A 25,243-nucleotide genomic window follows, 5' to 3' on the forward strand; every position below is an offset into this window, starting at 1 on the left:
CTTCGCACCCGAGCGGGAGCAAGCTCCCTCGCCACAAAGGCTCTGTTACTGCGCCAGTTGGCGACGCAGTTCGGCGAGCACCGGCGCCGTATCCGGACGCACCCCGCGCCACAGGAAAAACGCCTCGGCTGCCTGCTCGGCCAGCATCCCCAGACCATCCATCGACACCGCCGCGCCATGCTCGCTGGCCCAACGGCAGAACGCAGTCGGTTCCTTGCCGTACATCATGTCGTAGCACAGGGTCTGGCCTGGCTCGATCAAACTTGCTGCAATCGGCGGCACGTCGCCGGAGAGGCTGGCGGAGGTGGCGTTGATGATCACGTCCACCGGCTCCTGCAACCAGTCGAAACCACTGGCCGATACCGGCCCCAGATCACAGAACAACTCCGCCAGCAGCTCGGCTTTGTCCACCGTACGATTGGCGATGATCACCGACGCCGGTTTTTCCGCCAGCAACGGCTCCAGCGCGCCACGCACCGCGCCGCCAGCGCCGAGCAGCAGAATGCGCTTGCCGGTCAGGCTGAACCCGGCATTCACCGTCAGGTCACGGACCAGACCGGCGCCGTCGGTGTTGTCGCCCAGCAGCGAACCGTCGGCCAGTTTGCTCAAGGTGTTCACCGCACCAGCGCGTTGTGCACGGGCGGTCAGGCTGTTCGCCAGACGATAGGCCTCTTCCTTGAACGGCACGGTGACGTTGGCGCCACGACCTTCCTGGAAGAACGCCGTGGCGCAGGCACTGAAGTCGTCCAGCGGCGCCAGCAGGGTGTTGTAGTCCAGGCGCTGCCCGGTCTGTTCGGCGAACAGTTTGTGAATCATCGGCGACTTGCTGTGGCCGATCGGGTTACCGAAAACGACGTAACGATCCATCAACAGTCCTCAGGCCAGGGCCAGCCAGTCGCGGTCTTGCAGGAAGTAGTCGGTCAGGCGCGCTTCCTCGCTGCCGGGCTCGGCCTTGAAGTCATAGGCCCAGCGCACTTGCGGCGGCAGCGACATGAGAATCGACTCGGTACGCCCGCCCGATTGCAGGCCGAACAGCGTGCCACGGTCGTAAACCAGGTTGAACTCGACGTAACGGCCACGGCGGAATTCCTGGAATTCACGCTGTTTGGCGCTGAACGCCTCGTGCTTGCGGCGCTGCACGATCGGCAGGTAAGCGTCGATGTAGGCGTCACCGATAGCGCGCATGAAGGCGAAACTGGTGTCGAAGTCCCACTCGTTCAGGTCATCGAAAAACAGGCCGCCGATGCCCCGCGGTTCGTGGCGATGCTTGATGTGGAAGTAGGTGTCGCACCACGCCTTGTAACGCGGATAGACGTCCGCCCCGAACGGCGCGCAGGCTTGCTCGGCGACGCGGTGCCAGTGGATGCAGTCTTCTTCGTTGCCATAATACGGGGTCAGGTCGAAGCCGCCGCCGAACCACCAGACAGGTTCTTCACCTTCCTTCTCGGCGATGAAAAAGCGCACGTTAGCGTGGGACGTTGGCACATGCGGGTTGTGCGGGTGAATCACCAGCGACACGCCGAGGGCTTCGAAACCGCGACCGGCCAGTTCCGGACGATGGGCGCTGGCCGACGGCGGCAGACCGCTGCCGAACACGTGGGAAAAGTTGACGCCACCCTTTTCGATCACCGCACCGTTCTCGATCACGCGGGTACGACCGCCACCACCGGCAGGCCGGCTCCAGGCGTCTTCGACGAAGCGCGTGCCGCCGTCCTCGGTTTCCAGCGCGGCGCAGATGCGGTCTTGCAGGTCGAGCAGATAGGCCTTTACGGCGTCGGTGCGGGTCGTCATGGCTTCACCTTGAATCGGGCATAACTACGCGCACGCCCCGCAGGCAGGGGGCGGCGCAAATGGGCGCGTAGCATAACACCGCAGGCAAGCGTGCCGCAGTTGACGAAGATCAAGCAGGGGAGTTGGATAGGGGGCTTACAAACGACCCAAGGAGAGCAGGCAGATGGCAAAGCGTATCCAGTTCCGTGCCCATGGCGGTCCCGAAGTGCTCGAGTATGTTGACTACCAGCCCGCCGCGCCCGGCCCGAATCAGGTGCGGGTGGCCAACAAGGCGATCGGCCTGAACTTCATCGACACCTATTACCGCAGCGGTCTGTATGCCCCGCCAGCCTTGCCGTCCGGCCTGGGCGCGGAAGGTGCCGGCATCGTCGATGCGGTGGGCAGCGACGTCACCCGGTTCAAGGTCGGCGACCGCGTCGCCTACGGCAGCGGCCCGTTGGGTGCCTACAGCGATTTGCACACCCTGCCCGAAGCCAATCTGGTGAAGCTGCCGGACGAGATCAGCTTCGAGACCGCTGCCGGGGTCATGCTCAAGGGCCTGACCGTACAGTATCTGCTGCGCCAGACCTATGAACTCAAGGGCGGCGAAACCATTCTGTTCCACGCGGCTGCCGGGGGTGTCGGTTCGCTGGCCTGCCAATGGGCCAAGGCGCTGGGCGTGAAACTGATCGGTACGGTCAGCTCGAAGGAAAAAGCCGAACTGGCCAAGGCCAACGGCGCCTGGGCGACCATCGATTACAGCCACGAAAACGTGGCAGAGCGGGTGCTGGAGCTGACCGATGGCCAGAAAGTCCCGGTGGTGTACGACGGCGTCGGCAAGGACACCTGGCTGACCTCGCTCGACAGCGTCTCGCCGCGCGGACTGGTGGTGAGTTTCGGCAACGCCTCCGGTGCAGTGGACGGGGTCAATCTGGGGATTCTCGCGGCCAAGGGTTCGCTGTACGTGACCCGGCCAACCCTGGCGACCTACGCCAACAATGCCGAGAACCTGCAGCGCATGGCCGACGAGCTGTTCGAGATGATCATCAGCGGCAAGCTCAAGGTCGACATCAGCCAGCGCTATTCACTGGCTGATGCAGCGAAGGCGCAGACCGAACTGTCGGCGCGACGCACCACCGGCTCGACCATCCTGCTGCCCTGATCCACCTTCGGCGGCTTGCCAGTCAGGGTTGCAACTTCCCGGCTGGCAACACCGTTCGAACGCGTTCAACACCTCGGCAGATGACACTCCAACGGTTTCTGCACCAAATGGCCAACCGTCGCGTGATCCGGCGGTTGAACCGCCGCGAGGATTTGCCGCCATTCGGCTGACACCACCCAGTAATCGCCGCGTGCGCGCTGTTCGATGTGCAGCGCGTTGGAGGCGATCGGCATCAGCCCGAAACGCTGGTAAAAGCGCAGCTGTTGCGATCTGCACAACGCGGTCACGCCCTTATAGCCGCGTTTGATGGCCCATTCGGTAGCGGCTGCCAACAGACCATTGACCGCGATCGGTAGCTGATTGGGTGTGTAGGAGATCAAGCGGCTGAATTCGACATGGCGCGACAGCGCCGCCGTGGGAGAAACGTGTTGCTGCGCCAGCGATACCCATTCGAACGGTGCCGGAGTCGCCCTCAATACCGCCAGCAGTTGATCGTGGCGATACAGCAGAAAGTGAGTACTGCGCGACTTTATCGCCAGTCTGGTTTCGAGCATCCGCGCCCGTGAAGTCAGCATGTAATGCTGCAGCCGGAGCCGAAATTGTCGATCGATAAACCGGTCGAACTCCTGAGTATCCGCCCCCGCCTCAAGCATCACGATGCGACACCCGTCATGGTGACTCTTCAACGTCACCTGAAGCGCCCGCAGGTAATCCGTGAGTTGCAAATTCGTAGTGTCCATTCTTTCTCCGCAGACCTTAACTTATCGAAGTGTTTCAAGTGCAGGGAAAGGATGGTTGCTTTTGGCAATTCCGCCACGCCAGAAAGTCTGATAATCAGGTGGGAAATATCAATGAATACGGACACTTGGCGACTTTTCCGACATGGAAAACAGCGTCATTGCAGGATAAATCGCAGGCACGCGTAGTCTTCCTCACCATTCAGGCGAGGAAGACTCACGGTAAAGGTTTTCGACGCAGGATCAGTCGGGACGAATGACCTTGCCGGTTGCCAGATCGCGGATCACGCTGGGGTTCTTGCGCCCACCCAGTTGGCCGCCGAGGATCAGATCGATCTGCCCCCGGAAATACTGCTCGACGCGCAACCGCGTGCGCGCCGCCGGCCGCCCCTGCGGGTTCGCCGAAGTCGAGATCAACGGCCCGACCATCGAGCACAGATCCCGCACCTGCGGATGATCGCTGACCCGCAAAGCCACGGTGTCGTGCACGCCCGTCACCCATTCCGGCAACAGGTTCTGATGCGGCACCAGCCAGGTGTTCGGCCCCGGCCAGGTGCTGGCCATGCGGTCGATCCATTCTTGCGGGAAATCTTCGAACAGGAAGTCGAACTGACGGATATTGTCGGCGACCAGGATCAGGCCCTTGTCCACCGAACGGTTCTTGATCGCCAGCAGTCGATCCACCGCCTCTTCATTCCACGGGTCGCAACCCAGCCCCCAGACGGCTTCGGTTGGATAGGCAATCACCGCCCCGGCGCGAATCTCTCGTGCGGCTTGTTGCACACGCCAACTGTTGACCATGAAAAAACTCTCCGCAAACAGGTTTTGCGCAGTTTACCGATCTTCCCTGTAAAACCTAGCGTGTCCTGGCCAGCCAGCGACCGTTTTCACACACCGCACGGCCGTCCATTTCCAGTTCGGTCAGCGCCGCCAGCACTTTGGGCAACGCCCAGCCACAGCTGTCGGCCAAAGCCTCACTGGTGTGCGGCGCTGCATGCAGCAAGGCAAGCAACGGGTGTCCGGTCTCCAGCATATCTGTGGATAACGGCAGCTGCTGCCAGCCGCGCAGGGCTTCGAGGATGTGTTCGATGGTTTCCACCAGCACCGCACCGTCGCGGATCAACTGGTGACAACCTCGCGCGCCGGGGTGGTGAATCGAGCCAGGAATCGCATAGACCTCGCGGCCCTGTTCCGCCGCCAGTCGTGCGGTGATCAGCGAACCGCTGGCGACACTGGCCTCTACCACCAGCACGCCCAGGGACAGACCACTGATGATCCGGTTGCGTCGGGGAAAATTGCTCGCCGTCGGGCCGGCGTCCAGGGGAAACTCTGAAAGCACCGCACTGCCGGAGGCGATCATTGCATCTGCAAGGCGTCGATTGCGCTGTGGATAAAATTTTTCCAGTCCCGTGCCAAGCACGCCGACGGTTTGTCCGCCGACGTCCAGCGCTGCTTGATGGGCCGCCGCATCGATACCCAAGGCCAGACCACTGGTGATGACAAAACCGGCCCCGGCCAGGCTACGGGAAAACGCTGCGGCGGTGTCCATGCCCGGACGTGAAGCACGGCGACTGCCAACCATCGCCAGTTGCGGTTTTTCCAGCATCAGCGGATTGCCGGCCACAAACAACAGCGGTGGCGGGTCGGGAATCTGCGCCAGCAACGCCGGATAATCCGGTTGATCCCACATCAGCACATGCTGCTGCGGCTGCTCTAGCCAGCGCAATGCATGGCTCGCGCCGTCGCGCACTTCGCAACTGCGCCGAGCGTCACTGCACGCCGCCGGCAGACCCAGCGCACGCCAGGCACTGCTCGGCGCACTGATGGCTTTTGACGCCGAGCCGAAAGCTTCAAGCAGTTTGGCAAAACGTTTCGGGCCGATTTCCGGCAAGCGGTGCAGGCGCAAACGCGCTTCCAGTTCCGCAGGGGAAACCGGCGTACAGGCAGACAGCATCGTGGATCATCCTTGATCGTTATAAGTCCCGAACCATTCGGAACAAGCTGTGGATAACTCTGTTGGTAACTTGTTAAGCCTGCTAAGGATTTCGCACCTTGTCGAGCACCGCCAACGAGCGTGATGCGTTGAGTACGAGGCCGTAGCTGAGCTTGTCGTAGGTGCGGAACACCATCAGCAGACCGGCCCGTTCGTCAGGAATTTTCAGCGGCTGGCCGGTGATCCGGTCACGCACGGTTTCCCCGGTTTTCATCACCACCAGCACATTGCCTTCGGCGAGGCCGTCGCGCCTGCCCTTGTTCAGGGTGACCACGTCCATTACGCCGATCTGCGTGACACCACGCGGCACGTCGATGATCAGTCCATTGATGTGGGTGCTCGGGGCGCTGGGCATGAAGGTCGAATTGACCGAGCGCTCTTCGCCGCTGAACAAGCGGTCGCCCAGACGCACTTCCTGAGTGGTGCGTTGCAGGGCGAGGGTGGCGACGTCGCCTTCGGTGGCGACGATTTCACCGCCACCGATATCGTCGGCGTTGATCCCCAGGAACTCCTTGGTCTGCGGGTCGGTATAGACCTTGCCTTGGCGGAAGATGCCGTACACCGGCTGATTCGGGTCGAAATGCCCGCGGGCGAAGATTCGGTCACCGGTGCCGCTCAACACCCGCTCGGCATCGCCGGCGACGATGTACGGCGCCTTGTCGAAGTCTTCGACCTTGTCGACGATGCGGTTGCTCAGCAGGAAACTGTTGATTGATTTCAGCGGAATGCTCGGAATCGCCTCGGCCACCGGGCTGGTGCGGATGCGTGGCGACAGCTTGATGGTGCCCCGTGACTCGCCGCGATTGAGGGTCAGCTGCGGCTGGCCGTTGACGTAACGGAGCGTCAGCGTGTCGCCCGGGTAGATCAGGTTGGGGTTTTCAATTTGCGGGTTGGCCCGCCACAGCTGTGGCCATTGCCAGGGCTCGCGCAGGTATTTGCCGGAAATGTCCCAGAGGGTGTCTCCCGAAACCACCGTGTATTGCTGTGGAAAACCATCCCTGAGTTGCACTTGCCCTTGCGCAGCCGCGGCCGAAGCCAGAAGCAGCAGGGCGAGTAGTGTTTTCCTCATGCAGCGAATCCCTTTATCATGTGCGTTCGCGTGAACCGTCAGAGCCCCCGTGGCTCGCTACTGCAAATTGCATTGGCTACGCTTCACAACGGTAGCCTGCATCTTCGGACCTGCCAGGCCATCGACCCGACTTTACTCAATACGTGCAGCAATCAGCCTATGGCCATTTTAAACATCCTCGAATTCCCGGACCCGCGTCTGCGTACTATCGCCAAGCCTGTGGCTGTAGTGGACGACGAAGTGCGTCAGTTGGTCGATGACATGTTTGAAACAATGTATGAAGCGCCGGGCATCGGCCTCGCCGCGACCCAGGTCAACGTGCACAAACGTATCGTCGTGATGGACCTCTCCGAAGACCGCACCGAACCCCGGGTGTTCATCAACCCCGAGTTCGAATCGCTGACCGACGAGATGGATCAATACCAGGAAGGCTGCCTGTCGGTGCCGGGTTTCTACGAAAACGTCGACCGCCCGCAGAAGGTCAAAATCAAGGCACTGGACCGCGATGGCCAGCCTTACGAACTGATCGCCGAAGGCTTGCTCGCGGTGTGCATCCAGCACGAGTGCGACCACCTCAATGGCAAGTTGTTCGTCGATTACCTGTCCACGCTCAAACGCGACCGGATCAAGAAGAAACTGGAAAAGCTGCACCGCCAGAACGCTTGATGCCCCTCTTCAAAGGCTTGCTGCGGCAAGCCTTTTTCTTTTTATGAGACTCCTTTCATGACTGAGCCACTGCGCATCGTTTTTGCCGGCACCCCGGAATTCGCCGCCGAACATCTCAAGGCCCTGCTGAACAGCCCTTACGAGATCGTTGCGGTCTACACCCAACCGGATCGTCCGGCCGGTCGTGGGCAAAAACTGATGCCGAGCCCGGTTAAGCAGTTGGCGCAGGAAAATAATATCCAGGTGTTGCAGCCGCCGACCCTGCGCAACGCTGAGGCTCAGGCTGAACTCGCCGCACTGAAGCCGGACTTGATGGTGGTGGTCGCCTACGGCCTGATCCTGCCGCAAGCCGTGCTGGATATTCCGCGCTTGGGCTGCATCAACAGCCACGCTTCGCTGCTGCCACGCTGGCGCGGTGCGGCGCCGATCCAGCGCGCCGTGGAACACGGTGATGCCGAAAGCGGCGTGACCGTGATGCGCATGGAAGCGGGCCTCGACACCGGGCCGATGCTGCTCAAGGTCGTGACCCCGATCAGCGCCAACGACACCGGCGGCACGCTGCACGACCGCCTCGCCGAAATGGGTCCGCCCGCCGTGGTCCAGGCAATTGCCGGTCTGGCCGCCGGAACCCTCGAAGGCGAAGTGCAGAACGACGAGCTCGCCACCTACGCCCACAAACTGAACAAAGACGAAGCGCGCCTCGACTGGAGCCGTCCGGCGGTCGAACTGGAGCGTCTGGTGCGTGCTTTCAACCCATGGCCGATCACCCACAGCACCCTCAATGGTGAAGCGCTGAAAGTGCTGGCCGCAACGTTGGCTGACGGCAATGGCGCACCGGGTGAAATCCTCAGCGCCAGCAAGGACGGCCTGATCGTCGCCTGCGGTGAGCAGGCACTGTGCCTGACCCGCCTGCAACTGCCCGGCGGCAAGGCGCTGAACTTCGCCGATCTGTTCAACAGCCGCCGCGAGAAATTTGCCGTCGGCACTGTGTTGGGTGCAGCGGTGGACGCGCAATGAACCCGCGTCTGGCCGCCGCCAAGGCACTCGCCGCCGTGCTCAGTGGCAAGGCATCGCTGAACAGCTCCCTGCCGACGCAACTGGACAAGGTCGAAGACCGTGATCGCGGCTTCACCCAGGATCTGGCGTTCGGCACCGCGCGCTGGCAGCCACGGCTGTCGGCACTGGCGGAAAAGCTTTTGCAGAAGCCGTTCAAGGCTGCCGACGTCGATGTCGAGGCGCTGCTGCTGGTCGGTCTCTATCAACTGCTCTACACCCGCGTGCCACCCCACGCGGCGATCGGCGAAACCGTCGGTTGCGCCGACAAGCTGAAAAAGCCCTGGGCCAAGGGGTTGCTCAACGCCGTGCTGCGCAACGCCCAGCGCGAAAGCGAGACGATTTTCGCCGAGCTTGAGCGCGATCCGGTGGTGCGCACCGCCCACCCGCGCTGGCTGCAAAAATCCCTGAAAGCCTTCTGGCCTGAGCAGTGGGAAGCGATCTGCGCCGCGAATAACGCGCACCCGCCGATGATCCTGCGGGTCAACCGCCGGCATCACAGCCGCGACGCCTACCTCGGCTTGCTGACTGAAGCGGGTATCGTTGCGGCGCCATGCGTTTACAGCCGCGACGGCATCGTCCTCGAAGCCGCCACCGACGTGCGCAGCCTGCCGGGTTTTGCCGAAGGCTGGATCAGCGTGCAGGACGAAGCGGCGCAACTGGCCGCCGATCTGCTCGATCTCGCCCCCGGCCAGCGCGTACTCGACGCTTGCTGCGCTCCGGGTGGCAAGACCTGCCACATCCTCGAAGCCGAACCGGCGCTGGCCGGCGTGGTGGCCGTGGATCTGGAAGCCAAGCGTCTGGTGCGCGTAAAGGAGAACCTTGAGCGGCTGGGCCTGAGCGCCGAGCTGATTGCCGCCGACGGTCGCGACACCGCCGCGTGGTGGGACGGCAAACCGTTCCAGCGCATCCTGCTCGACGCGCCGTGCTCGGCCACCGGCGTGATCCGCCGCCACCCGGACATCAAGCTGACTCGTCAGGCCGACGACATCGCTGCCCTCGCACAGCTGCAAGGCGAGCTGCTCGACGCACTGTGGAAAACCCTGGAAGTCGGCGGCATTCTGCTCTACGCCACTTGCTCGACCTTGCCAACCGAGAACACCGACGTCATCGCCGCGTTTCTCGAGCGCACGCCGGGTGCCCGCGAACTGGATCTGGCGACCACCGCCGGGATCAAACAGCCCCACGGTCGCCAACTGCTGGCCCAGCAGGGCGGGCATGACGGGTTCTACTACGCCAAGCTGATCAAGATCGCTGCCGCGCGCGGCTAAACGGATTCAACGGAGTGACTGGATGAAAATCATCATCCTCGGTGCGGGGCAGGTCGGCGGTTCGCTGGCCGAACACTTGGCGAGCGAAGCCAACGACATCACCGTGGTCGACACCGACGGCGAGCGCCTGCGCGACCTCGGCGACCGTCTCGACATCCGCACCATTCAGGGCCGCGGCTCGCTGCCGTCGGTATTGCGTCAGGCCGGCGCCGACGATGCCGATATGCTCGTGGCGGTGACCAACAGCGACGAAACCAACATGGTCGCCTGCCAGGTCGCGCACACGCTGTTCCACACCCCGACCAAGATCGCCCGGGTGCGCGAAGCGTCCTACCTCAATCGCGAAGAACAGCTGTTCCAGAATGAAGCGATTCCGGTCGACGTGCTGATCAGCCCCGAGCAAGTGGTGACCAACTACATCAAGCGTCTGATCCAGCATCCGGGCGCGCTGCAAGTGATCGATTTCGCCGAAGGCCAGGCGCAACTGGTGGCGGTGCGCGCCTATTACGGCGGACCGCTGGTGGGCCAGCAACTGCGCCAGTTGCGCGAGCACATGCCGAATGTCGAGACGCGTGTCGCGGCTATTTTCCGCCGTGACCGACCGATCCTGCCTCAGGGCGATACGGTGATCGAGGCCGATGACGAAGTTTTCTTCATCGCCGCCCGTGAGAATATTCGCGCGGTGATGAGCGAAATGCGCCGTCTCGACGAAACCTACAAGCGCATCGTGATTGCCGGTGGCGGGCAGATCGGCGAGCGTCTGGCCGAGGCCATCGAAAGCCGTTATCAGGTGAAGATTATCGAGATGAACCCGGCGCGCTGCCGCTATCTCTCCGACACCCTCGACAGCACCGTAGTGCTGCAGGGCAGCGCCTCGGACCGTGATCTGCTGCTGGAGGAAAACATCGCCGACGCCGACATCTTCCTCGCGCTGACCAATGATGACGAAGCCAACATCATGTCGTCCCTGCTGGCCAAGCGCCTGGGCGCGAAGAAGGTGATGACGATCATCAACAACCCGGCTTACGTCGATCTGATCCAGGGCGGCGACATCGACATCGCCATCAGCCCGCAACTGGCGACCATCGGCACTTTGCTCGCTCACGTACGGCGTGGCGATATCGTCAGTGTGCATTCACTGCGTCGGGGTGCGGCGGAAGCCATTGAGGCGATTGCCCACGGTGATGCGAAGTCGAGCAAGGTCATCGGCCGGCCGATCGAGAAAATCGGCCTGCCGCCGGGCAGCACGATCGGTGCGATCATCCGCAACGAAGAAGTGATCATCGCCCACGACGATACGGTGATCGAAACCGGTGACCATGTGATTCTGTTCCTTGTGGATAAAAAGCATATCCGCGATGTGGAGAAGCTGTTTCATGTGGGTCTGAGCTTCTTCTGATCCTGAATGAGCGGTGCCTTCATTGGCCCCATCGCTGGCAAGCCAGCTCCCACAGGTTTTTCGGTTGTTCACAAATGTGATGTGCACCCGAGATCCTTGTGGGAGCTCTTGCCAGCGATGGCGGCACCGCAGATCTTTCTGAAGCACTAGAAAAGGACTCCACCGATGCTCGAATCCCTGGAAAAAATGCTCGCCAAGGGTGTGGATAACTCATTGCTGCGCTTTGGCCTGGGCAAGGGTTATCTGGATTTGGGAGAGAACGCCAAGGCAGCCGAGCATTTCCAGCGCTGTGTCGGCTTCGATCCGAAGTACTCGGCGGCGTGGAAACTATTGGGCAAGGCTCAGCTTGCACTGGGCGAGCACGCCGCCGCGCGGCAGGCGTGGGAGCAAGGTCTGGAAGCCGCCCGCGCCCATGGCGACAAGCAGGCGGAGAAGGAAATGACCGTGTTTCTGAAGAAGCTCGACCGCCTGGCGCAATAAGCTAGAGATAGCGCAGGCCAATGCCCTCGGCATCCACCGTGACCACTTCCATTCGCACCCGTGGCGCGCCTGTGGGTAAACCTTGCACCTGACCATAAACCACCGCGCCTTTGGGCAACGAAGCCAGGCCTGGATGCTGGACATACACGCCGGTGGCCGACAGATTGCGCGTCTGCCCCAGGCACTCACCGAAGCTGTCGTGGGTGATCTTGATGCGGAAGGATTTGCGTTGTTCGGACATCTTTATGCGCCCTTGTATGAACGAGGCTGTGGATAAGCCGCAGAAGCTGGATCAAAAGATCGCAGCCTGCGGCAGCTTCTGCAGGTTATCCACAGAGTGTGCCAACTTGCTCAGTACCAGCGCGCTTCGCCCGGCGGGCGTTTCTTGAAGCGCTTCATGCTCCACATGTACTGGCTCGGATACGCAGCGACGTAGCGCTCGACCACTTTGCTCATGGCCGCACAGGACTCCTCGGTATCGGTGCTGTACATGGCTTCGGGCGCCGCCTCGAGGATCACTTTGTAGCCGGAACCGTCCGGCAGACGCAGGGCATGCAGGAACACGCCGACCGCTTTGCCGCCGGCGAGCATGTTCGGCACGAATTTGCTGGTCAGCGCCTGGGTGGCGAAGAACGGCACGAAAATCCCGGCGGACTCGGCCGGTTCCGGGTCAGCCGGAATGCCCACTGCACCACCTTTGCGCACTTCCTTGATCACGCTGAGGATGCCTTCCTTGGTGGAAGCAGCGACTTTGTTGCCCAGTTGCACGCGTTGCTTGCGCAGCAATTCATCCACCGCCTTGAGCTTCGGCGGGCGGTAGAAAATGATCGGTTTGCACTGGCTGCAATAAAAGTGGTTGAGCACTTCCCAGTTGCCCAGATGGCTGGTGATGCCGACCACGCCTTTGCCCGAGGCCAGCGCATCCTTGAGGATGTCGAGGCCTTCGACTTCGCGCACCAGATCGATCGAACGCTGGGCCGGCCAGATCCAGGCGCACGCGCTTTCGGTCAGGGATTTGCCGATGTCTTTCAGGCTCTGGCCGACCAGGCGCTCGCGCTCGGCCGGGTCCATCTGTGGAAAACATTTGGAAAGGTTGATCCGCACCACGTCGCGGGAACGGTTGGGGGTTTTCCACATGATCCAGCCGATCGCCGAACCCACGGCCTGCACGGCCCGCCATGGCAGCAGGGCAAACAGCCGCAGAGCGCCTACCAGCAAGGCGCCTTTAAACTTTTCCACAGGTCACTCCTGATTTTGTGCTGTGCGCGAGGCGGCCATTCTAACCGCCGTTGACCAGCTGCGCGTAGCGGTCACAGTCCTGAGTGTGATCCATGACCATGCCCGAAGCCTGCATCAGTGCGTAGCAAATGGTTGGGCCGACGAAGGTGAAACCGGCCTTTTTCAGGGCCTTGCTCATGGCCAGCGCTTCGGGCGTGATCGCCGGGACTTCACTGCGATCCTTGAAATGATTGATGATCAGGCGGTCGCCGACAAACGACCAGAGAAACGCCACCGGGTCTTCCAGCGCCAGCCAGGCCTGGGCATTGCGCCGGGCGGCATTGAGTTTGAGGCGGTTGCGGATGATCCCCGGATCGAGCATCAATTCAGCGATTTCGGCGTCGCTCATCTGCGCCACACGCTGCACGTCGAAGCCGTACAACACCTCGCGGTAGCGCTCGCGTTTACGCAGCACGGTGATCCACGACAGCCCGGCCTGGAACCCTTCGAGCAAAAGCAACTCGAACAAACCCTGCGCATCGCGCAGCGGCGTGCCCCACTCCTGATCGTGATAAGCCATGTACAGCGGATCTTCGGTACACCAAAAGCAGCGTGGCATAAGGCTCCAGGGGGTGGAGGTGCGACTGAATCGGGTATACTCCCGCTCTTTAAATCGCAGCCCAAGAAACAGGTGAATTTCGTGAGCCAGCCTACGCCAGCCGTGCGTACCTTCCAAGACTTGATCCTCGCGCTCCAGCAATACTGGGCCGAGCAAGGTTGTGTGGTACTTCAGCCCTACGATATGGAAGTAGGCGCCGGCACTTTCCACACCGCGACCTTCCTGCGCGCCATCGGCCCGGAAACCTGGAACGCCGCGTACGTGCAGCCAAGCCGCCGTCCGACTGACGGCCGCTACGGGGAAAACCCGAACCGTCTGCAGCACTACTATCAGTTCCAGGTGGTCCTGAAGCCGAACCCGGACAATTTCCAGGAACTGTACCTGGGCTCGCTCAAGCATGTCGGCCTGGACCCGCTGGTCCACGACATTCGCTTCGTCGAAGACAACTGGGAATCGCCGACCCTCGGCGCCTGGGGTCTGGGCTGGGAAGTCTGGCTCAACGGCATGGAAGTGACCCAGTTCACTTACTTCCAGCAGGCTGGCGGCATCGAGTGCTACCCGGTGACCGGCGAGATCACTTACGGTCTGGAACGTCTGGCCATGTACCTGCAGGGCGTGGATTCGGTCTACGACCTGGTCTGGGCTGACGGTCCGTTCGGCAAAGTGACCTACGGCGACGTGTTCCACCAGAACGAAGTGGAGCAGTCCACCTACAACTTCGAACACGCCAACGTCGACAAACTGTTCGAACTGTTCGACTTCTATGAAAGCGAAGCCAAGCGCCTGATCGAACTCGACCAGCCGCTGCCGTTGCCAAGCTACGAAATGGTCCTGAAGGCCTCGCACACCTTCAACCTGCTGGATGCGCGCCGGGCGATCTCGGTGACCGCGCGTCAGCAATATATTCTGCGCGTTCGCACCCTGGCGCGTTCCGTTGCGCAAGCCTACCTGCTGGCTCGCGCCAAGCTGGGCTTCCCGATGGCGACCCCGGACCTGCGTGACGAAGTACTGGCCAAGCTGGAGGCTGCACAATGAGTGCTCAAGATTTTCTGGTTGAACTGGGCACCGAAGAACTGCCGCCAAAAGCCCTGAACACCCTGGCTGAAGCGTTCCTCGCCGGTATCGACAAGGGCCTGCAAGCTGCCGGCCTGAGCTACGAAAGCAAAACCGTCTACGCCGCACCGCGGCGTCTGGCCGTGCTGATCACCGCGCTGGCCACCCAGCAACCGGATCGCAGCATCAACCTGGATGGCCCGCCACGTCAGGCCGCCTTCGACGCTGAAGGCAACCCGACTCAGGCCGCCCTGGGCTTCGCCAAGAAGTGCGGCGTCGAGCTGAGCGAAATCGACCAGAGCGGTCCGAAACTGCGCTACAGCCAGAACATCGCCGGCAAGCCGACCGCGAGCCTGCTGCCGACCATCGTCGAAGATTCGCTGAACGACCTGCCGATCCCGAAACGCATGCGTTGGGGGGCGCGCAAGGAAGAGTTCGTGCGTCCGACCCAGTGGCTGGTGATGTTGCTCGGTGACCAGGTCATCGACTGCACCATCCTCGCGCAGAAGGCTGGCCGCGACTCCCGTGGTCACCGTTTCCACCATCCACAAAACGTGCGCATCGGCTCGCCGTCGAGCTACCTGGCCGACCTGCGTGCCGCTTATGTATTGGCCGACGCCAACGAGCGTCGCGAGATCATCAGCAAGCGCACCGAAGAACTGGCGACCCGTCAGGAAGGCACTGCAATCGTGCCGCCGGCGCTGCTCGACGAAGTGACCGCGCTGGTTGAATGGCCGGTGCCGCTGGTGTGCTCGTTCGAGGAACGTTTCCTCGACGTGCCGCAGGAAGCACTGATCACCACCATGCAGGACAACCAGAAGTACTTCTGTCTGCTGGATGCCGAGGGCAAGTTGCTGCCGCGTTTCATCACCGTGGCGAACATCGAATCCAAAGACCCGCAGCAGATCATCGCCGGTAACGAGAAAGTGGTTCGCCCACGTCTGACCGACGCCGAGTTCTTCTTCAAGCAAGACAAGAAGCAGAAACTCGAAGATTTCAACCTGCGCCTGCAGAACGTGGTGTTCCAGGAAAAACTCGGCAGCGTCTACGACAAGGCCGAGCGCGTTTCAAAACTCGCGGCGTACATTGCCGCACGCATCGGCGGCAACGCTTCGTGGGCGGCCCGTGCCGGCTTGCTGTCGAAGTGCGACCTGGCCACCGAAATGGTCGGTGAGTTCCCGGAGATGCAAGGTGTCGCCGGTTACTACTACGCGCTCAATGACGGCGAGCCGGAAGATGTCGCGCTGGCGCTGAACGAGCAGTACATGCCACGCGGTGCCGGTGCTGAACTGCCGGCGACCCTGACTGGTGCCGCTGTCGCGATCGCCGACAAACTCGACACTCTGGTCGGTATCTTCGGTATCGGCATGCTGCCAACCGGCAGCAAAGACCCGTATGCCCTGCGCCGTGCGGCGCTGGGTGTGCTGCGCATCCTGATCGAGAAACAACTGGATCTGGACTTGAACGACGCCGTGGCCTTCGCCGTGACTGCGTTCGGCGCCAAGGTCAAGGCTGCCGGTCTGGCCGATTCGGTGCTGGAGTTCATCTTCGACCGTCTGCGTGCGCGTTACGAAGACGAAGGCGTCGATGTTGCCACCTACCTGTCGGTTCGTGCCCTGAAGCCGGGTTCGGCGCTGGACTTCGACCAGCGTGTGCAAGCGGTACAGGCCTTCCGCAAACTGCCGGAAGCGGCGGCGCTGGCGGCGGTCAACAAGCGTGTATCGAACCTGTTGAGCAAAGTCGAAGGCTCGGTGCCGACCGTGGTCGAGGCCAAATACTTCGACAACGCCAACGAGTTCTCGCTGTATTCGGCGATCCAGCAAGCGGATCAAGCGGTGCAGCCAATGGCCGCAGCGCGTCAGTACAACGAATCTCTGGCGCGTCTGGCGGCATTGCGCGAACCGGTAGATGCGTTCTTCGACGCCGTCATGGTCAATGCCGAAGACGCCAAGGTCCGGGCCAACCGCTACGCGCTGCTGGCGCGCCTGCGTGGTCTGTTCCTCGGGGTTGCCGACATTTCGCTGCTGGGTTGAGGGACTGCTGTTGAAACTGCTGATTCTCGATCGGGACGGAGTGATCAATTACGACTCCGATGCTTACATCAAGTCGGTGGAAGAGTGGATTCCGCTGCCCGGCTCGATCGAGGCGATTGCGCAGTTGAGCAAGGCCGGCTGGACGGTGGCGGTCGCTACCAACCAGTCCGGTATTGCTCGCGGCTATTACGACCTCGCCACCCTCGACGCCATGCACGCGCGCTTGCGCGCGCTGGTGGCGGAGCAGGGCGGTGAAGTCGGGCTGATCGTGTATTGCCCGCACGGGCCGGACGAAGGTTGCGACTGTCGCAAGCCGAAACCGGGGATGTTGCAAACCATCGCGGCGCATTACAACGTGGCGCTGACGAATGTCTGGTTCGTCGGCGACAGCCTTGGTGACCTGGAGGCCGCCAAAGCCGTCGATTCACAGCCCGTTTTGGTAAAGACCGGGAAAGGCGAAAAAACTCTGGGCAAGACCCTTCCGGTCGGCACCCTGATTTTTGACGATCTGGCGGCGATTGCCGCAGAACTTATCCACAACTAGAGTGCTTCTGAAGTTCCTGACCAGGGATTGATCGGGAGTGCGCTTGAACAGTCGGGCAGTGCCCGTAACGGTAAACGTCGCCATGTCGATACTGCAGGCCATCAGAATTTTTCTCTTTTACCTGCTGCTGGGCACCACTGCCTTGCTGTGGTGCAGCCTGAGCTTTTTTATCGCGCCCTTTCTGCCGTTCAAGGCGCGTTATCGTTTTATCAACGTGTACTGGTGCCGTTGCGCCTTGTGGTTGACCAAGGTGTTTCTCGGCATTCGTTACGAAATCAAAGGCGCGGAAAACGTGCCGGACCGGCCCTGTGTGATTCAGTCGAACCACCAGAGCACCTGGGAGACGTTCTTTCTCTCCGCTTATTTCTCGCCCTTGAGCCAGGTGCTCAAGCGTGAATTGCTGTACGTGCCGTTCTTCGGCTGGGCCATGGCCATGCTGCGGCCGATCGCGATTGACCGCGACAACCCGAAAGCCGCACTCAAGCAAGTCGCAGCCAAAGGCGATGAGCTGCTCAAGGACAACGTCTGGGTATTGATCTTCCCGGAAGGCACCCGCGTTCCCCACGGCACTATTGGCAAGTTCTCGCGCAGTGGCAGCGCCTTGGCGGTGAATGCGGCGCTTCCGGTCCTGCCGATTGCACACAATGCCGGCAAGTTCTGGCCGAAAATCGGCTGGGGCAAGACGCCGGGTGTGATCACCGTGGTCATCGGTCAGCCGATGTACGCCGAAGGCACTGGACCTCGCGCCATCGCCGATCTGAACGACCGGGTACAGGCCTGGAACGAACAGACTCAGCGCGAAATGGGTTCGCTGCCACCGGCGCCGCAGACACCTGCCGCGAATGATCAGCTGGCTGTCTGAGATTTTGTGGATAACCTGTGTACGGTTTTGTAGAAAAAGACTGAATATTGAAAGTAACTTATTGATTTACTTATATATTTCTCAAGCTCATAAAACACCGTAAAAGGTGCATAAGTTTTTTTTCGGAAGTAAAGAAACCGGCTGATATAGCCGGTTTTTTGTGCCTGTTCACTCGGCCATCAACGGTAGCTGCAGCCGGAACGTAGTGCCTTGATCGACGATGCTGTGGCACTCGATGCGACCGCCATGATGATCGATCACTGCCTTGACCATCGACAGCCCCAGACCGATACCATCAATTCCCTGCGCCGATGAAAATCGTCGGTATTGAGTGAACAGATCCGGCAGTTCCTCGGCGGCAATGCCTTTGCCCTGATCGGTCAATTCACAGCACAGCCACTCGCCTTGGCAACTGACGCTCAACTGAATCGTGGTGCCTGCCGGGCTGTACTTGATGGCGTTTTCCAACAGGTTGAACAAGGCCCGGGTCAACAGGCCTTGATCCGCGCTGATCAGGCGCTCCTGGGATTGCTCATCCATCGCGTGCAACAGTTTGATGCTTTTCTGCTGAGCAATGGGCAGCGCCTGATCCAGCACGTCCAGCACCAGCATCGCGAACAGACTGGGTTGAAACTGGTAAGCCTCGGATTCCGCACGGGCCAGCAACACGAAACCATCGGTCAATTCCAACGCGCGGCGTACCTGGCGCTCGATCTGTTCGAACAGCGGTGAGTCCGCTCCGGCTTGATGGCGATGCACATCGAGCAGGGCCAAAATCGCTGAATGTGGGGCGCGCAGGTCGTGGGAAAGAAACCGCAACAAGACCCCACGCTGCTCTTCGGCGGCGCGTTCGGCACTCAGGTCGGTGAGGCTCAGCAGCCAGCCGATGGGGGTATCGCCATCCACCGGCAGCAAAGCCGCCCGTTCCAGACGCAAGCTGCGTTCCTTGTGATCGCGAAACTCCAGCAGCGCCAGGGTGGAAAGCGCCGGACGTGGTTCTGTGGACAACTCCGGATAACCGAGGCGGGCCAGATGCTCGAGGACGTCGTCGCCAACCAGCGGGTGATCAAACAATACCCGCGCCTTGCGATTGCCGAGCAGAATCTGCCCCTTGGGATCGCTGATCAGGGTCGCCACCGGCAGGTATTCCAGACCGTCGGCAATGAAGCGCCGGGTATCGCGCGTGCGGCTCATGGCTTGCTCCAGCGCCATGATTTGGCCCTGCAGCTGGTCAGCGCTGGTGAATTGCGCGCGGCGCCGTTCCGGGAATACTTTCGGCTCGCGATCCAGCCGTGCCAGTTCCCAGCCAAAGTACGTCAGCACCACGCTCAGGCGCCGCCAGTTCCAGACCAGGTAGCCGAACAATATGCCAAGCGCTGCCGGCGTCGGTGACCACCAGTGACGAACTTCCGCCAGTGCGGCGCTGGTGAGCAACACACCCGCCACCCCACCCAGCGTTACCCAGATCGCCCAGCGCGGACGCCACGGCAGCAAACCGAGGACAACCGCCACCCATCCCGCCGAAAGCAACGCGCTCCAAACCGGTGACGCATCGTGCAGATTAATCTGCGCGCGATACGACAACAGGGCAGTCAGCGGCAACAGCACTAGACTTATCCACAACCACTCACGCACCAATCGCCGAAACAGGCGCTGAACCTGACTCGGCTCGCGGCTTTCACGCCGACGCGGGCTAATCATGACAAACAGGGCAGGGGACAGTGAATGGTTTCATGGGCCACAGGTCTGAGGATGTAGATCCGAAGAATCATAGCGGACGTCGACCCATGGTGAACGGCTTACTTTTATTGCTCAGGCCGAGCCGTTAACGTGGCCGGCCACTGCCCAAGCAACAAGGAACCCACGCGTATGCGCGTTGCGATACTGGATGATGAACCCGCCGAACTGCGTCGGGTCGAGCAAACCCTGCAGCAGATGGCTGCAGTGGGAGAGCAGCCTTGGTCGCTGCACAGCTTTGAACGGGGTGAGGACCTGTTGCGCCAGTTGCGTCGGGACACCTTCGACTTGCTGATCCTCGACTGGCAACTGCCCGACATCACTGGCCTGGCGCTGCTGCGCTGGACCCGCGAACACATGGAGTCGCCGCCCGCCGCGATCATGCTGACCAGCCGCGACGGCGAAAGCGATATCGTCCAGGCGCTGAACGCCGGTGCCGACGATTACGTCAGCAAGCCTTTCCGCCCCAACGAGCTGAAAGCCCGAGTCGCCGCCGTCCTGCGCCGGCACAGCCAGCCACGCAGCAGTGCTGGCGAAGTCCTGACCTTCAATGACCTGACCTTCGACGATGCCGAACTGAGTGTCACCCGCGAGGGAAAGTCAGTCGTCATGACCGAACGTGAGTACCGCCTGGCGCGGTGCCTGTTCAGTAACCTGGGTCGGCCGTTATCGCGGGAGTATCTGTACGAACGCTTCTGGCCGCATGAAGAAGTCGCGTCATCACGGCCGCTGGATACGCACATCTATCGCCTGCGCAACAAACTGGGGCTGACGGCGGATCGCGGTTGGCAGTTGCTGACGATTTATGGGTATGGGTATCGGTTGGAGAGCGTCGCAGCAACAAACGAGTGAGAAGGGCAGGCCAACGGCATTGCGTTGGCCCCCTTGATCAATGAAAGGTCAGCGCCAGCAAGCCGATCGCCAGTTTGCGGGTGTCTTCGCTCCAGCCCAGGTCATGCGGACTTATTGCCAGAGGGAAATGCAACTGAACCCGCAACACACCTTGCTGCGCGACCAGTGCCTGCACTTGGGCGGGCAGGCTGATATTGATTGTGTTGGCGGTGGCATTGGTCAGGCTGGTGGAAAGTAGCGGCACGTTATTGATGCTGATCTCCACCGCTTGGCGCGGGTGTTTCTCAGCCAGGAAGGCATTGGTTTCAAGCGTCAGCAAACTCAAGCCAGTCTTGGGCCGCAGGATAATTTCGGCATCCGTTCCAACTGACCCGGTGCCCCACGCCTCGGCAAACCACCAGCCTTTGGCCAGCGCCTGGGCGCCGGGGCTGCCCTCCGTGAACTGCAGCTTTTCACCTGCACCAAATGAAGGAATCAATGTCCGGGATTCATCGGTGATTGGCGGACAGGCAGAGCACTCCTTCCAGCCCGGTGCCAGCACGTAGAAGCCATCAACCTTTGCCAGCACATCGCTGTCGTGATTGATGCTGACCGTCGCTTGCAGGGCAGAGCGCTGTTCGAGCACATAGAGGGTGTCGTGTGCAAACTTGCCGGAGTCGATGGCCCTCGTGGCCGCCAACTGCAGATTTTCCTGAGCTTGTGCGCTAACTCGGCCCAGGTACACGGCATCCGTGGCGAGATGGTTTCTGCCCGCATAATCAGAGAAGGTCATCCAATGGGTTGTCAGGTTTTGTGGAACCACATAGCGGACCTTCTGATAGTACGTCGCCGCGTTTTGCCAGAACGGGTCGACCATCCGGGTGTTCCACGTTGCAGCAGGCGTGACCATCAGTTGATGGCGAATGTGTTCCCAACCGGCACGGGTGTCAGTGATCTGCACCAGCAGCGCAATCGCCAGCAGCACAAGCGCGGCTCGTGGCGCAGAGTTACGCACGATCAGGCACACCACAGCGAAGATCGCCGCATACATTACCGGCCAGATCATCCGCCCCGACGCACGGAAAATACCGGCCATGGAAATGACGGGGTCAGGCAACCAGTAGACGAACTCGAACGGTCCGACACCGACCCTGTTGGAGAACGCGAAAAGCATTAATCCCAGCAGAGCCAGCAGCAATAACCAGCATTTGCGCATGCCCTCCATAAAATGGTTGTCGCCTGAGTACATGAACCACAACGCACAAGCAAGCAGGAACAGGACCCCCAATCCCGGAAAAGCCATGCCGGCCAAATCCCCGGGTACGCCGGGTATATCGCCGAGGATGTAAGACCATCCGGCTGGGTCGAAGAACGTCAGCGCATTGGCACGAAACAGTCCGAATCCAAAAGAGGCCAGTCCGTCCCCTTCGACGGTGAAATAGCCCGCCTGCCAGCAACACAAACCTGTCGGCAGCAGAAGGCTGAACAGTTCGAAAAACGCGTTTTTCAGCTGCAGTTGCCGCTTCGAGGAACGGGCCAGCAGGTCGGCCAGCCAGATCAAACCCACCATCGCCAATAAATAAGCGTGTATCAAAGCGGTGACCGCCAACAACGTGCCCCAAGCCAGACGGCGCCGCTCGGTGTGTGGACGCAGGGCTAGATACAACGCAGCCAGAATCAGGAAATGCCCCGCCAGGGACAAATGCTCGCCCATTCTCGAAATCAGCGCCGGGTTGAACAGAAACAGCGCCGCACCCAGCAAGCGCAGCGCAATATTGGTGGTGACCAGCCCCATAAGCTTCCAGGCGAACCAGCCCTGTAGCACAAAACATAGCAGCAGCCAGAGGCCCAAGTATTGAAAGGGTTCGGGTAGCCATGCGGCAAAAGGTTTGAAGACCAACGCTAACAGCGGATTGGAATCAGAAAAGATGATTGCGCTGCTCAGCTCCAATCCATACGAAGGATTGAGCCCCAGCGGCCACGACCAGGGCGAGTGTCTGAAGAATACCCAACCCAGGTAGTGCGTGGCCGGATCACCACTGCCCAGCCATGCAATATTTTGCGGGTTCAACGCCCTGGGGCCGATGACGATAAAAAACGCCACAACCCCCAGCAGCAGGGGCAACGCATTGACCCATGGACGTCTAACGGAATCCTTCGTTACGCATTGATGAGTCAATTGATTGCTCTTTTTTTAGTCGTTTTTCTACAATCCGGCCGCCTGTCTGCGACGCAAGACCCGCATCGTATCGCGCCTCAAGACGAAATTGAACGCAAAAAAAAGCCCGCTTTCGCGGGCTTTTCCTGAGCAGCATCGGCAACCTTAGAAATCCAGGTTGGACACCGCCAGTGCATTGCTCTCGATGAAGTCACGGCGAGGTTCGACCGCATCACCCATCAGGGTGTTGAAGATCTGGTCTGCGCCAATGGCGTCTTCGATGGTGACTTTCAGCATGCGGCGCACGCTTGGGTCCATGGTGGTTTCCCACAGCTGATCCGGGTTCATTTCGCCCAGACCTTTGTAGCGCTGGATGGTGTGGCGCTTGGTGCTTTCGGCCATCAGCCAGTCGAGGGCTTCCTTGAACTCGGTGACGGCTTTCTTGCGCTCGCCGCGCTGGATGTACGCGCCTTCGTCGAGCAGTGTGCTCAGTTGAGCGCCGAGGGTGACGACGGTCTTGTAGTCGTTGCTGCCGAAGAAGTCGCGGTTGAAGGTGACGTAGTTCGACAGGCCGTGGGAGATCAGTTCGACCTCCGGCAGCCACACGCCACGCTCACGATCTTCACGCAGGCTGGCCTTGTACACCAGGCCCGACTTCTCGACGGTGCGCAGACGCACTTCGTACTGGGCCAGCCAGTCTTGCATCTTGGCGTGGTCGCCGAGCATTTCCAGGCTCACGGCTGGCAGGTAGATGAAGTGCTCGGTCAGTTCCTGCGGGTACAGGCGCGACAGACGCTTGAGGGTCTTCATCACCATGCGGAAGTCGTTCACCAGACGCTCGAGCGCCTCACCGGAAATGCCCGGAGCCTCTTCGTTCAGGTGCAGGCTCGCATCTTCCAGGGCCGACTGCGTCATGTACTCTTCCATGGCGTCGTCGTCTTTGATGTATTGCTCTTGCTTGCCTTTCTTGACCTTGTACAGCGGCGGCTGGGCGATGTAGATGTAACCGCGCTCGATCAACTCCGGCAACTGACGGAAGAAGAAAGTCAGCAGCAGGGTACGGATGTGCGAACCGTCGACGTCAGCATCGGTCATGATGATGATGTTGTGATAGCGCAGCTTGTCGATGTTGTACTCTTCGCGACCGATACCGCAGCCCAGTGCGGTGATCAGGGTGCCCACTTCCTGGGACGAGATCATCTTGTCGAAGCGTGCTTTCTCGACGTTGAGGATCTTGCCCTTCAGCGGCAGGATCGCCTGGGTCTTGCGGTTACGTCCCTGCTTGGCAGAGCCGCCCGCGGAGTCACCTTCCACGAGGTACAGTTCGGACAGCGCCGGGTCTTTTTCCTGGCAGTCAGCGAGCTTGCCCGGCAGGCCGGCAATGTCCAGCGCGCCTTTGCGGCGGGTCATCTCACGGGCCTTGCGCGCCGCTTCACGGGCACGCGCCGCGTCAATCATCTTGCCGACGACCAGCTTGGCTTCGTTCGGGTTTTCCAGCAGGAAGTCGGAGAAGTACTTGCCCATCTCCTGCTCGACCGCAGTCTTCACTTCGGAAGACACCAGCTTGTCTTTGGTCTGCGAGCTGAATTTCGGATCCGGCACTTTCACCGAAATGATCGCGGTCAGGCCTTCACGGGCATCGTCACCGGTGGTGGCGACTTTGTGTTTCTTCGCCAGGCCTTCCTGCTCGATGTAGTTGTTCAGGTTACGTGTCAGTGCGGAACGGAAACCCACCAGGTGAGTACCGCCGTCGCGCTGTGGAATGTTGTTGGTGAAGCACAACAGGTTCTCGTTGAAGCTGTCGTTCCACTGCAGGGCGATTTCCACGCCAATGCCGTCTTCACGCTGGATATTGAAATGGAACACCTGATTGACCGCAGTCTTGTTGGTGTTCAGGTATTCAACGAACGCACGCAGGCCGCCTTCGTACTTGAACAGCTCTTCCTTGCCGCTGCGCTCATCCTTGAGGACGATGCCGACACCGGAGTTGAGGAAGGACAGTTCACGAATGCGCTTGGCCAGGATGTCCCAGCTGAAGTGAATGTTCTTGAAGGTTTCGCTGGAAGCCTTGAAGTGGATCTGGGTACCGGTGGTTTCGCTGTCGCCAACGATCGCCATCGGTGCCTGAGGCACGCCGTGGACGTAGGTCTGTTCCCAGATCTTGCCGCTGCGGCGTACGGTCAGTACCAGCTCTTCGGACAGCGCGTTCACAACCGACACACCTACACCGTGCAGACCGCCGGAGACCTTGTAGGAGTTGTCGTCGAACTTACCGCCAGCGTGGAGGACGGTCATGATGACTTCGGCGGCGGAAACGCCTTCCTCCTTGTGCACGTCTACCGGGATGCCACGGCCGTTGTCTTTAACGGTGATGGACTCATCCGGGTGGATGATGATGCTGATGTCGTCGCAGTGGCCGGCGAGGGCTTCGTCGATCGAGTTGTCGACCACTTCGAACACCATGTGGTGCAGACCGCTGCCATCGTCAGTGTCACCAATGTACATACCGGGACGTTTGCGTACGGCATCCAGGCCTTTCAGCACTTTAATGCTCGTTGAGTCGTACGTATTTTCTTCGCTCAATGCCT

General features: G+C 60.7%; 23 protein-coding genes. 11 read left to right on the plus strand and 12 right to left on the minus strand.

The window, feature by feature from the left end:
* Positions 1–45 precede the first annotated feature (45 nt).
* Together aroE and hemF are read right to left on the minus strand one after the other, a co-directional pair.
* Positions 46–867 carry a shikimate dehydrogenase gene (gene aroE / locus AB1J88_RS20545; RefSeq protein WP_430291853.1) on the minus strand — a complete coding sequence of 274 codons (822 nt, stop codon included), beginning with the start codon at positions 865–867 and terminating at the stop codon, positions 46–48.
* 9 nt (positions 868–876) lie between these two features.
* Positions 877–1,791: an oxygen-dependent coproporphyrinogen oxidase gene (gene hemF, locus AB1J88_RS20550; protein ID WP_430291854.1), complete on the minus strand. Its 915-nt coding sequence runs from the start codon at positions 1,789–1,791 to the stop codon at positions 877–879.
* A gap of 163 nt (positions 1,792–1,954) precedes the next feature.
* On the opposite strand from hemF, the gene AB1J88_RS20555 reads away from it, so the two are divergent.
* Entirely contained in the window at positions 1,955–2,932 is a 978-nt protein-coding gene (locus tag AB1J88_RS20555) for an NADPH:quinone reductase (RefSeq protein WP_086794075.1), read from the plus strand.
* Between the two features lie 65 nt (positions 2,933–2,997).
* Here AB1J88_RS20555 and AB1J88_RS20560 read toward each other — a convergent pair whose 3' ends face one another.
* From AB1J88_RS20560 to AB1J88_RS20575, 4 genes are all read right to left on the minus strand, one after another.
* Positions 2,998–3,672: a hypothetical protein gene (locus AB1J88_RS20560; protein WP_108181239.1), complete on the minus strand. Its 675-nt coding sequence runs from the start codon at positions 3,670–3,672 to the stop codon at positions 2,998–3,000.
* A 240-nt stretch (positions 3,673–3,912) separates the two neighbouring features.
* Entirely contained in the window at positions 3,913–4,470 is a 558-nt protein-coding gene (locus tag AB1J88_RS20565) for an L-threonylcarbamoyladenylate synthase (RefSeq protein ID WP_007962683.1), read from the minus strand.
* Between the two features lie 55 nt (positions 4,471–4,525).
* Positions 4,526–5,623: a DNA-processing protein DprA gene (gene dprA, locus AB1J88_RS20570; RefSeq protein WP_430291855.1), complete on the minus strand. Its 1,098-nt coding sequence runs from the start codon at positions 5,621–5,623 to the stop codon at positions 4,526–4,528.
* 82 nt (positions 5,624–5,705) lie between these two features.
* Complete coding sequence (locus AB1J88_RS20575; protein ID WP_430291856.1) at positions 5,706–6,731, minus strand: LysM peptidoglycan-binding domain-containing protein; 1,026 nt, start codon at positions 6,729–6,731, stop codon at positions 5,706–5,708.
* A 159-nt stretch (positions 6,732–6,890) separates the two neighbouring features.
* Between AB1J88_RS20575 and def the strand changes: the two genes are divergently transcribed.
* From def to AB1J88_RS20600, 5 genes are all read left to right on the plus strand, one after another.
* Complete coding sequence (gene def, locus AB1J88_RS20580; RefSeq protein ID WP_027610272.1) at positions 6,891–7,397, plus strand: peptide deformylase; 507 nt, start codon at positions 6,891–6,893, stop codon at positions 7,395–7,397.
* Between the two features lie 57 nt (positions 7,398–7,454).
* Positions 7,455–8,414 carry a methionyl-tRNA formyltransferase gene (gene fmt / locus AB1J88_RS20585; RefSeq protein ID WP_108181237.1) on the plus strand — a complete coding sequence of 320 codons (960 nt, stop codon included), beginning with the start codon at positions 7,455–7,457 and terminating at the stop codon, positions 8,412–8,414.
* Positions 8,411–9,721 (plus strand): 16S rRNA (cytosine(967)-C(5))-methyltransferase RsmB, encoded by a 1,311-nt coding sequence (rsmB, locus tag AB1J88_RS20590; protein ID WP_430291857.1) that lies wholly within the window; start codon positions 8,411–8,413, stop codon positions 9,719–9,721. The genes fmt and rsmB overlap by 4 nt, the downstream gene beginning before the upstream one ends.
* A 22-nt stretch (positions 9,722–9,743) precedes the next feature.
* Positions 9,744–11,120: a Trk system potassium transporter TrkA gene (gene trkA, locus AB1J88_RS20595; protein WP_003220233.1), complete on the plus strand. Its 1,377-nt coding sequence runs from the start codon at positions 9,744–9,746 to the stop codon at positions 11,118–11,120.
* Positions 11,121–11,285: 165 nt separating this feature from the next.
* Positions 11,286–11,600, plus strand: coding sequence for a tetratricopeptide repeat protein (locus AB1J88_RS20600; RefSeq protein WP_430291858.1), 315 nt, complete (start codon positions 11,286–11,288; stop codon positions 11,598–11,600).
* Position 11,601: 1 nt separating this feature from the next.
* Here the strand turns inward: AB1J88_RS20600 and AB1J88_RS20605 are convergent, their stop codons facing one another.
* The 3 genes from AB1J88_RS20605 to tag form a co-directional block, all read right to left on the minus strand.
* A complete protein-coding gene (locus AB1J88_RS20605) occupies positions 11,602–11,841 on the minus strand; it encodes a PilZ domain-containing protein (protein WP_041073615.1) in 240 nt (79 codons plus the stop codon).
* 110 nt (positions 11,842–11,951) lie between these two features.
* Positions 11,952–12,839 (minus strand): lysophospholipid acyltransferase, encoded by an 888-nt coding sequence (locus tag AB1J88_RS20610; RefSeq protein ID WP_047596996.1) that lies wholly within the window; start codon positions 12,837–12,839, stop codon positions 11,952–11,954.
* 40 nt (positions 12,840–12,879) lie between these two features.
* Positions 12,880–13,437 carry a DNA-3-methyladenine glycosylase I gene (gene tag, locus AB1J88_RS20615; RefSeq protein ID WP_430291859.1) on the minus strand — a complete coding sequence of 186 codons (558 nt, stop codon included), beginning with the start codon at positions 13,435–13,437 and terminating at the stop codon, positions 12,880–12,882.
* A gap of 81 nt (positions 13,438–13,518) precedes the next feature.
* On the opposite strand from tag, the gene glyQ reads away from it, so the two are divergent.
* The 4 genes from glyQ to AB1J88_RS20635 all read left to right on the plus strand — a co-directional run bounded on the left by glyQ (position 13,519) and on the right by AB1J88_RS20635 (position 17,929).
* On the plus strand, positions 13,519–14,472 hold the full coding sequence (gene glyQ / locus AB1J88_RS20620) for a glycine--tRNA ligase subunit alpha (protein WP_003187265.1): 954 nt from the start codon (positions 13,519–13,521) through the stop codon (positions 14,470–14,472).
* Complete coding sequence (glyS, locus tag AB1J88_RS20625) at positions 14,469–16,523, plus strand: glycine--tRNA ligase subunit beta (protein ID WP_108181234.1); 2,055 nt, start codon at positions 14,469–14,471, stop codon at positions 16,521–16,523. Before glyQ ends, glyS begins: the two co-directional genes overlap by 4 nt.
* A gap of 4 nt (positions 16,524–16,527) precedes the next feature.
* Entirely contained in the window at positions 16,528–17,067 is a 540-nt protein-coding gene (gmhB, locus tag AB1J88_RS20630) for a D-glycero-beta-D-manno-heptose 1,7-bisphosphate 7-phosphatase (protein WP_198758022.1), read from the plus strand.
* A gap of 82 nt (positions 17,068–17,149) precedes the next feature.
* Complete coding sequence (locus AB1J88_RS20635; protein WP_430291860.1) at positions 17,150–17,929, plus strand: lysophospholipid acyltransferase family protein; 780 nt, start codon at positions 17,150–17,152, stop codon at positions 17,927–17,929.
* A 168-nt stretch (positions 17,930–18,097) separates the two neighbouring features.
* Here AB1J88_RS20635 and AB1J88_RS20640 read toward each other — a convergent pair whose 3' ends face one another.
* On the minus strand, positions 18,098–19,630 hold the full coding sequence (locus tag AB1J88_RS20640; RefSeq protein ID WP_041073602.1) for a sensor histidine kinase: 1,533 nt from the start codon (positions 19,628–19,630) through the stop codon (positions 18,098–18,100).
* Between the two features lie 168 nt (positions 19,631–19,798).
* Here AB1J88_RS20640 and AB1J88_RS20645 point away from each other — a divergent pair, with 168 nt between their 5' ends.
* Complete coding sequence (locus tag AB1J88_RS20645) at positions 19,799–20,518, plus strand: response regulator transcription factor (RefSeq protein ID WP_430291861.1); 720 nt, start codon at positions 19,799–19,801, stop codon at positions 20,516–20,518.
* A 37-nt stretch (positions 20,519–20,555) separates the two neighbouring features.
* Here AB1J88_RS20645 and AB1J88_RS20650 read toward each other — a convergent pair whose 3' ends face one another.
* On the minus strand, positions 20,556–22,622 hold the full coding sequence (locus AB1J88_RS20650) for a DUF6311 domain-containing protein (protein ID WP_430291862.1): 2,067 nt from the start codon (positions 22,620–22,622) through the stop codon (positions 20,556–20,558).
* A 198-nt stretch (positions 22,623–22,820) separates the two neighbouring features.
* Positions 22,821–25,238, minus strand: a complete 2,418-nt coding sequence (gene gyrB / locus AB1J88_RS20655; protein WP_007960764.1) for a DNA topoisomerase (ATP-hydrolyzing) subunit B — start codon at positions 25,236–25,238, stop codon at positions 22,821–22,823.
* Between the last annotated feature and the right edge of the window lie 5 nt (positions 25,239–25,243).

Origin of the sequence: Pseudomonas sp. S8 (genome assembly GCF_050473925.1) — a bacterium.
In the GTDB taxonomy this organism is placed as follows: domain Bacteria; phylum Pseudomonadota; class Gammaproteobacteria; order Pseudomonadales; family Pseudomonadaceae; genus Aquipseudomonas; species Aquipseudomonas parakoreensis.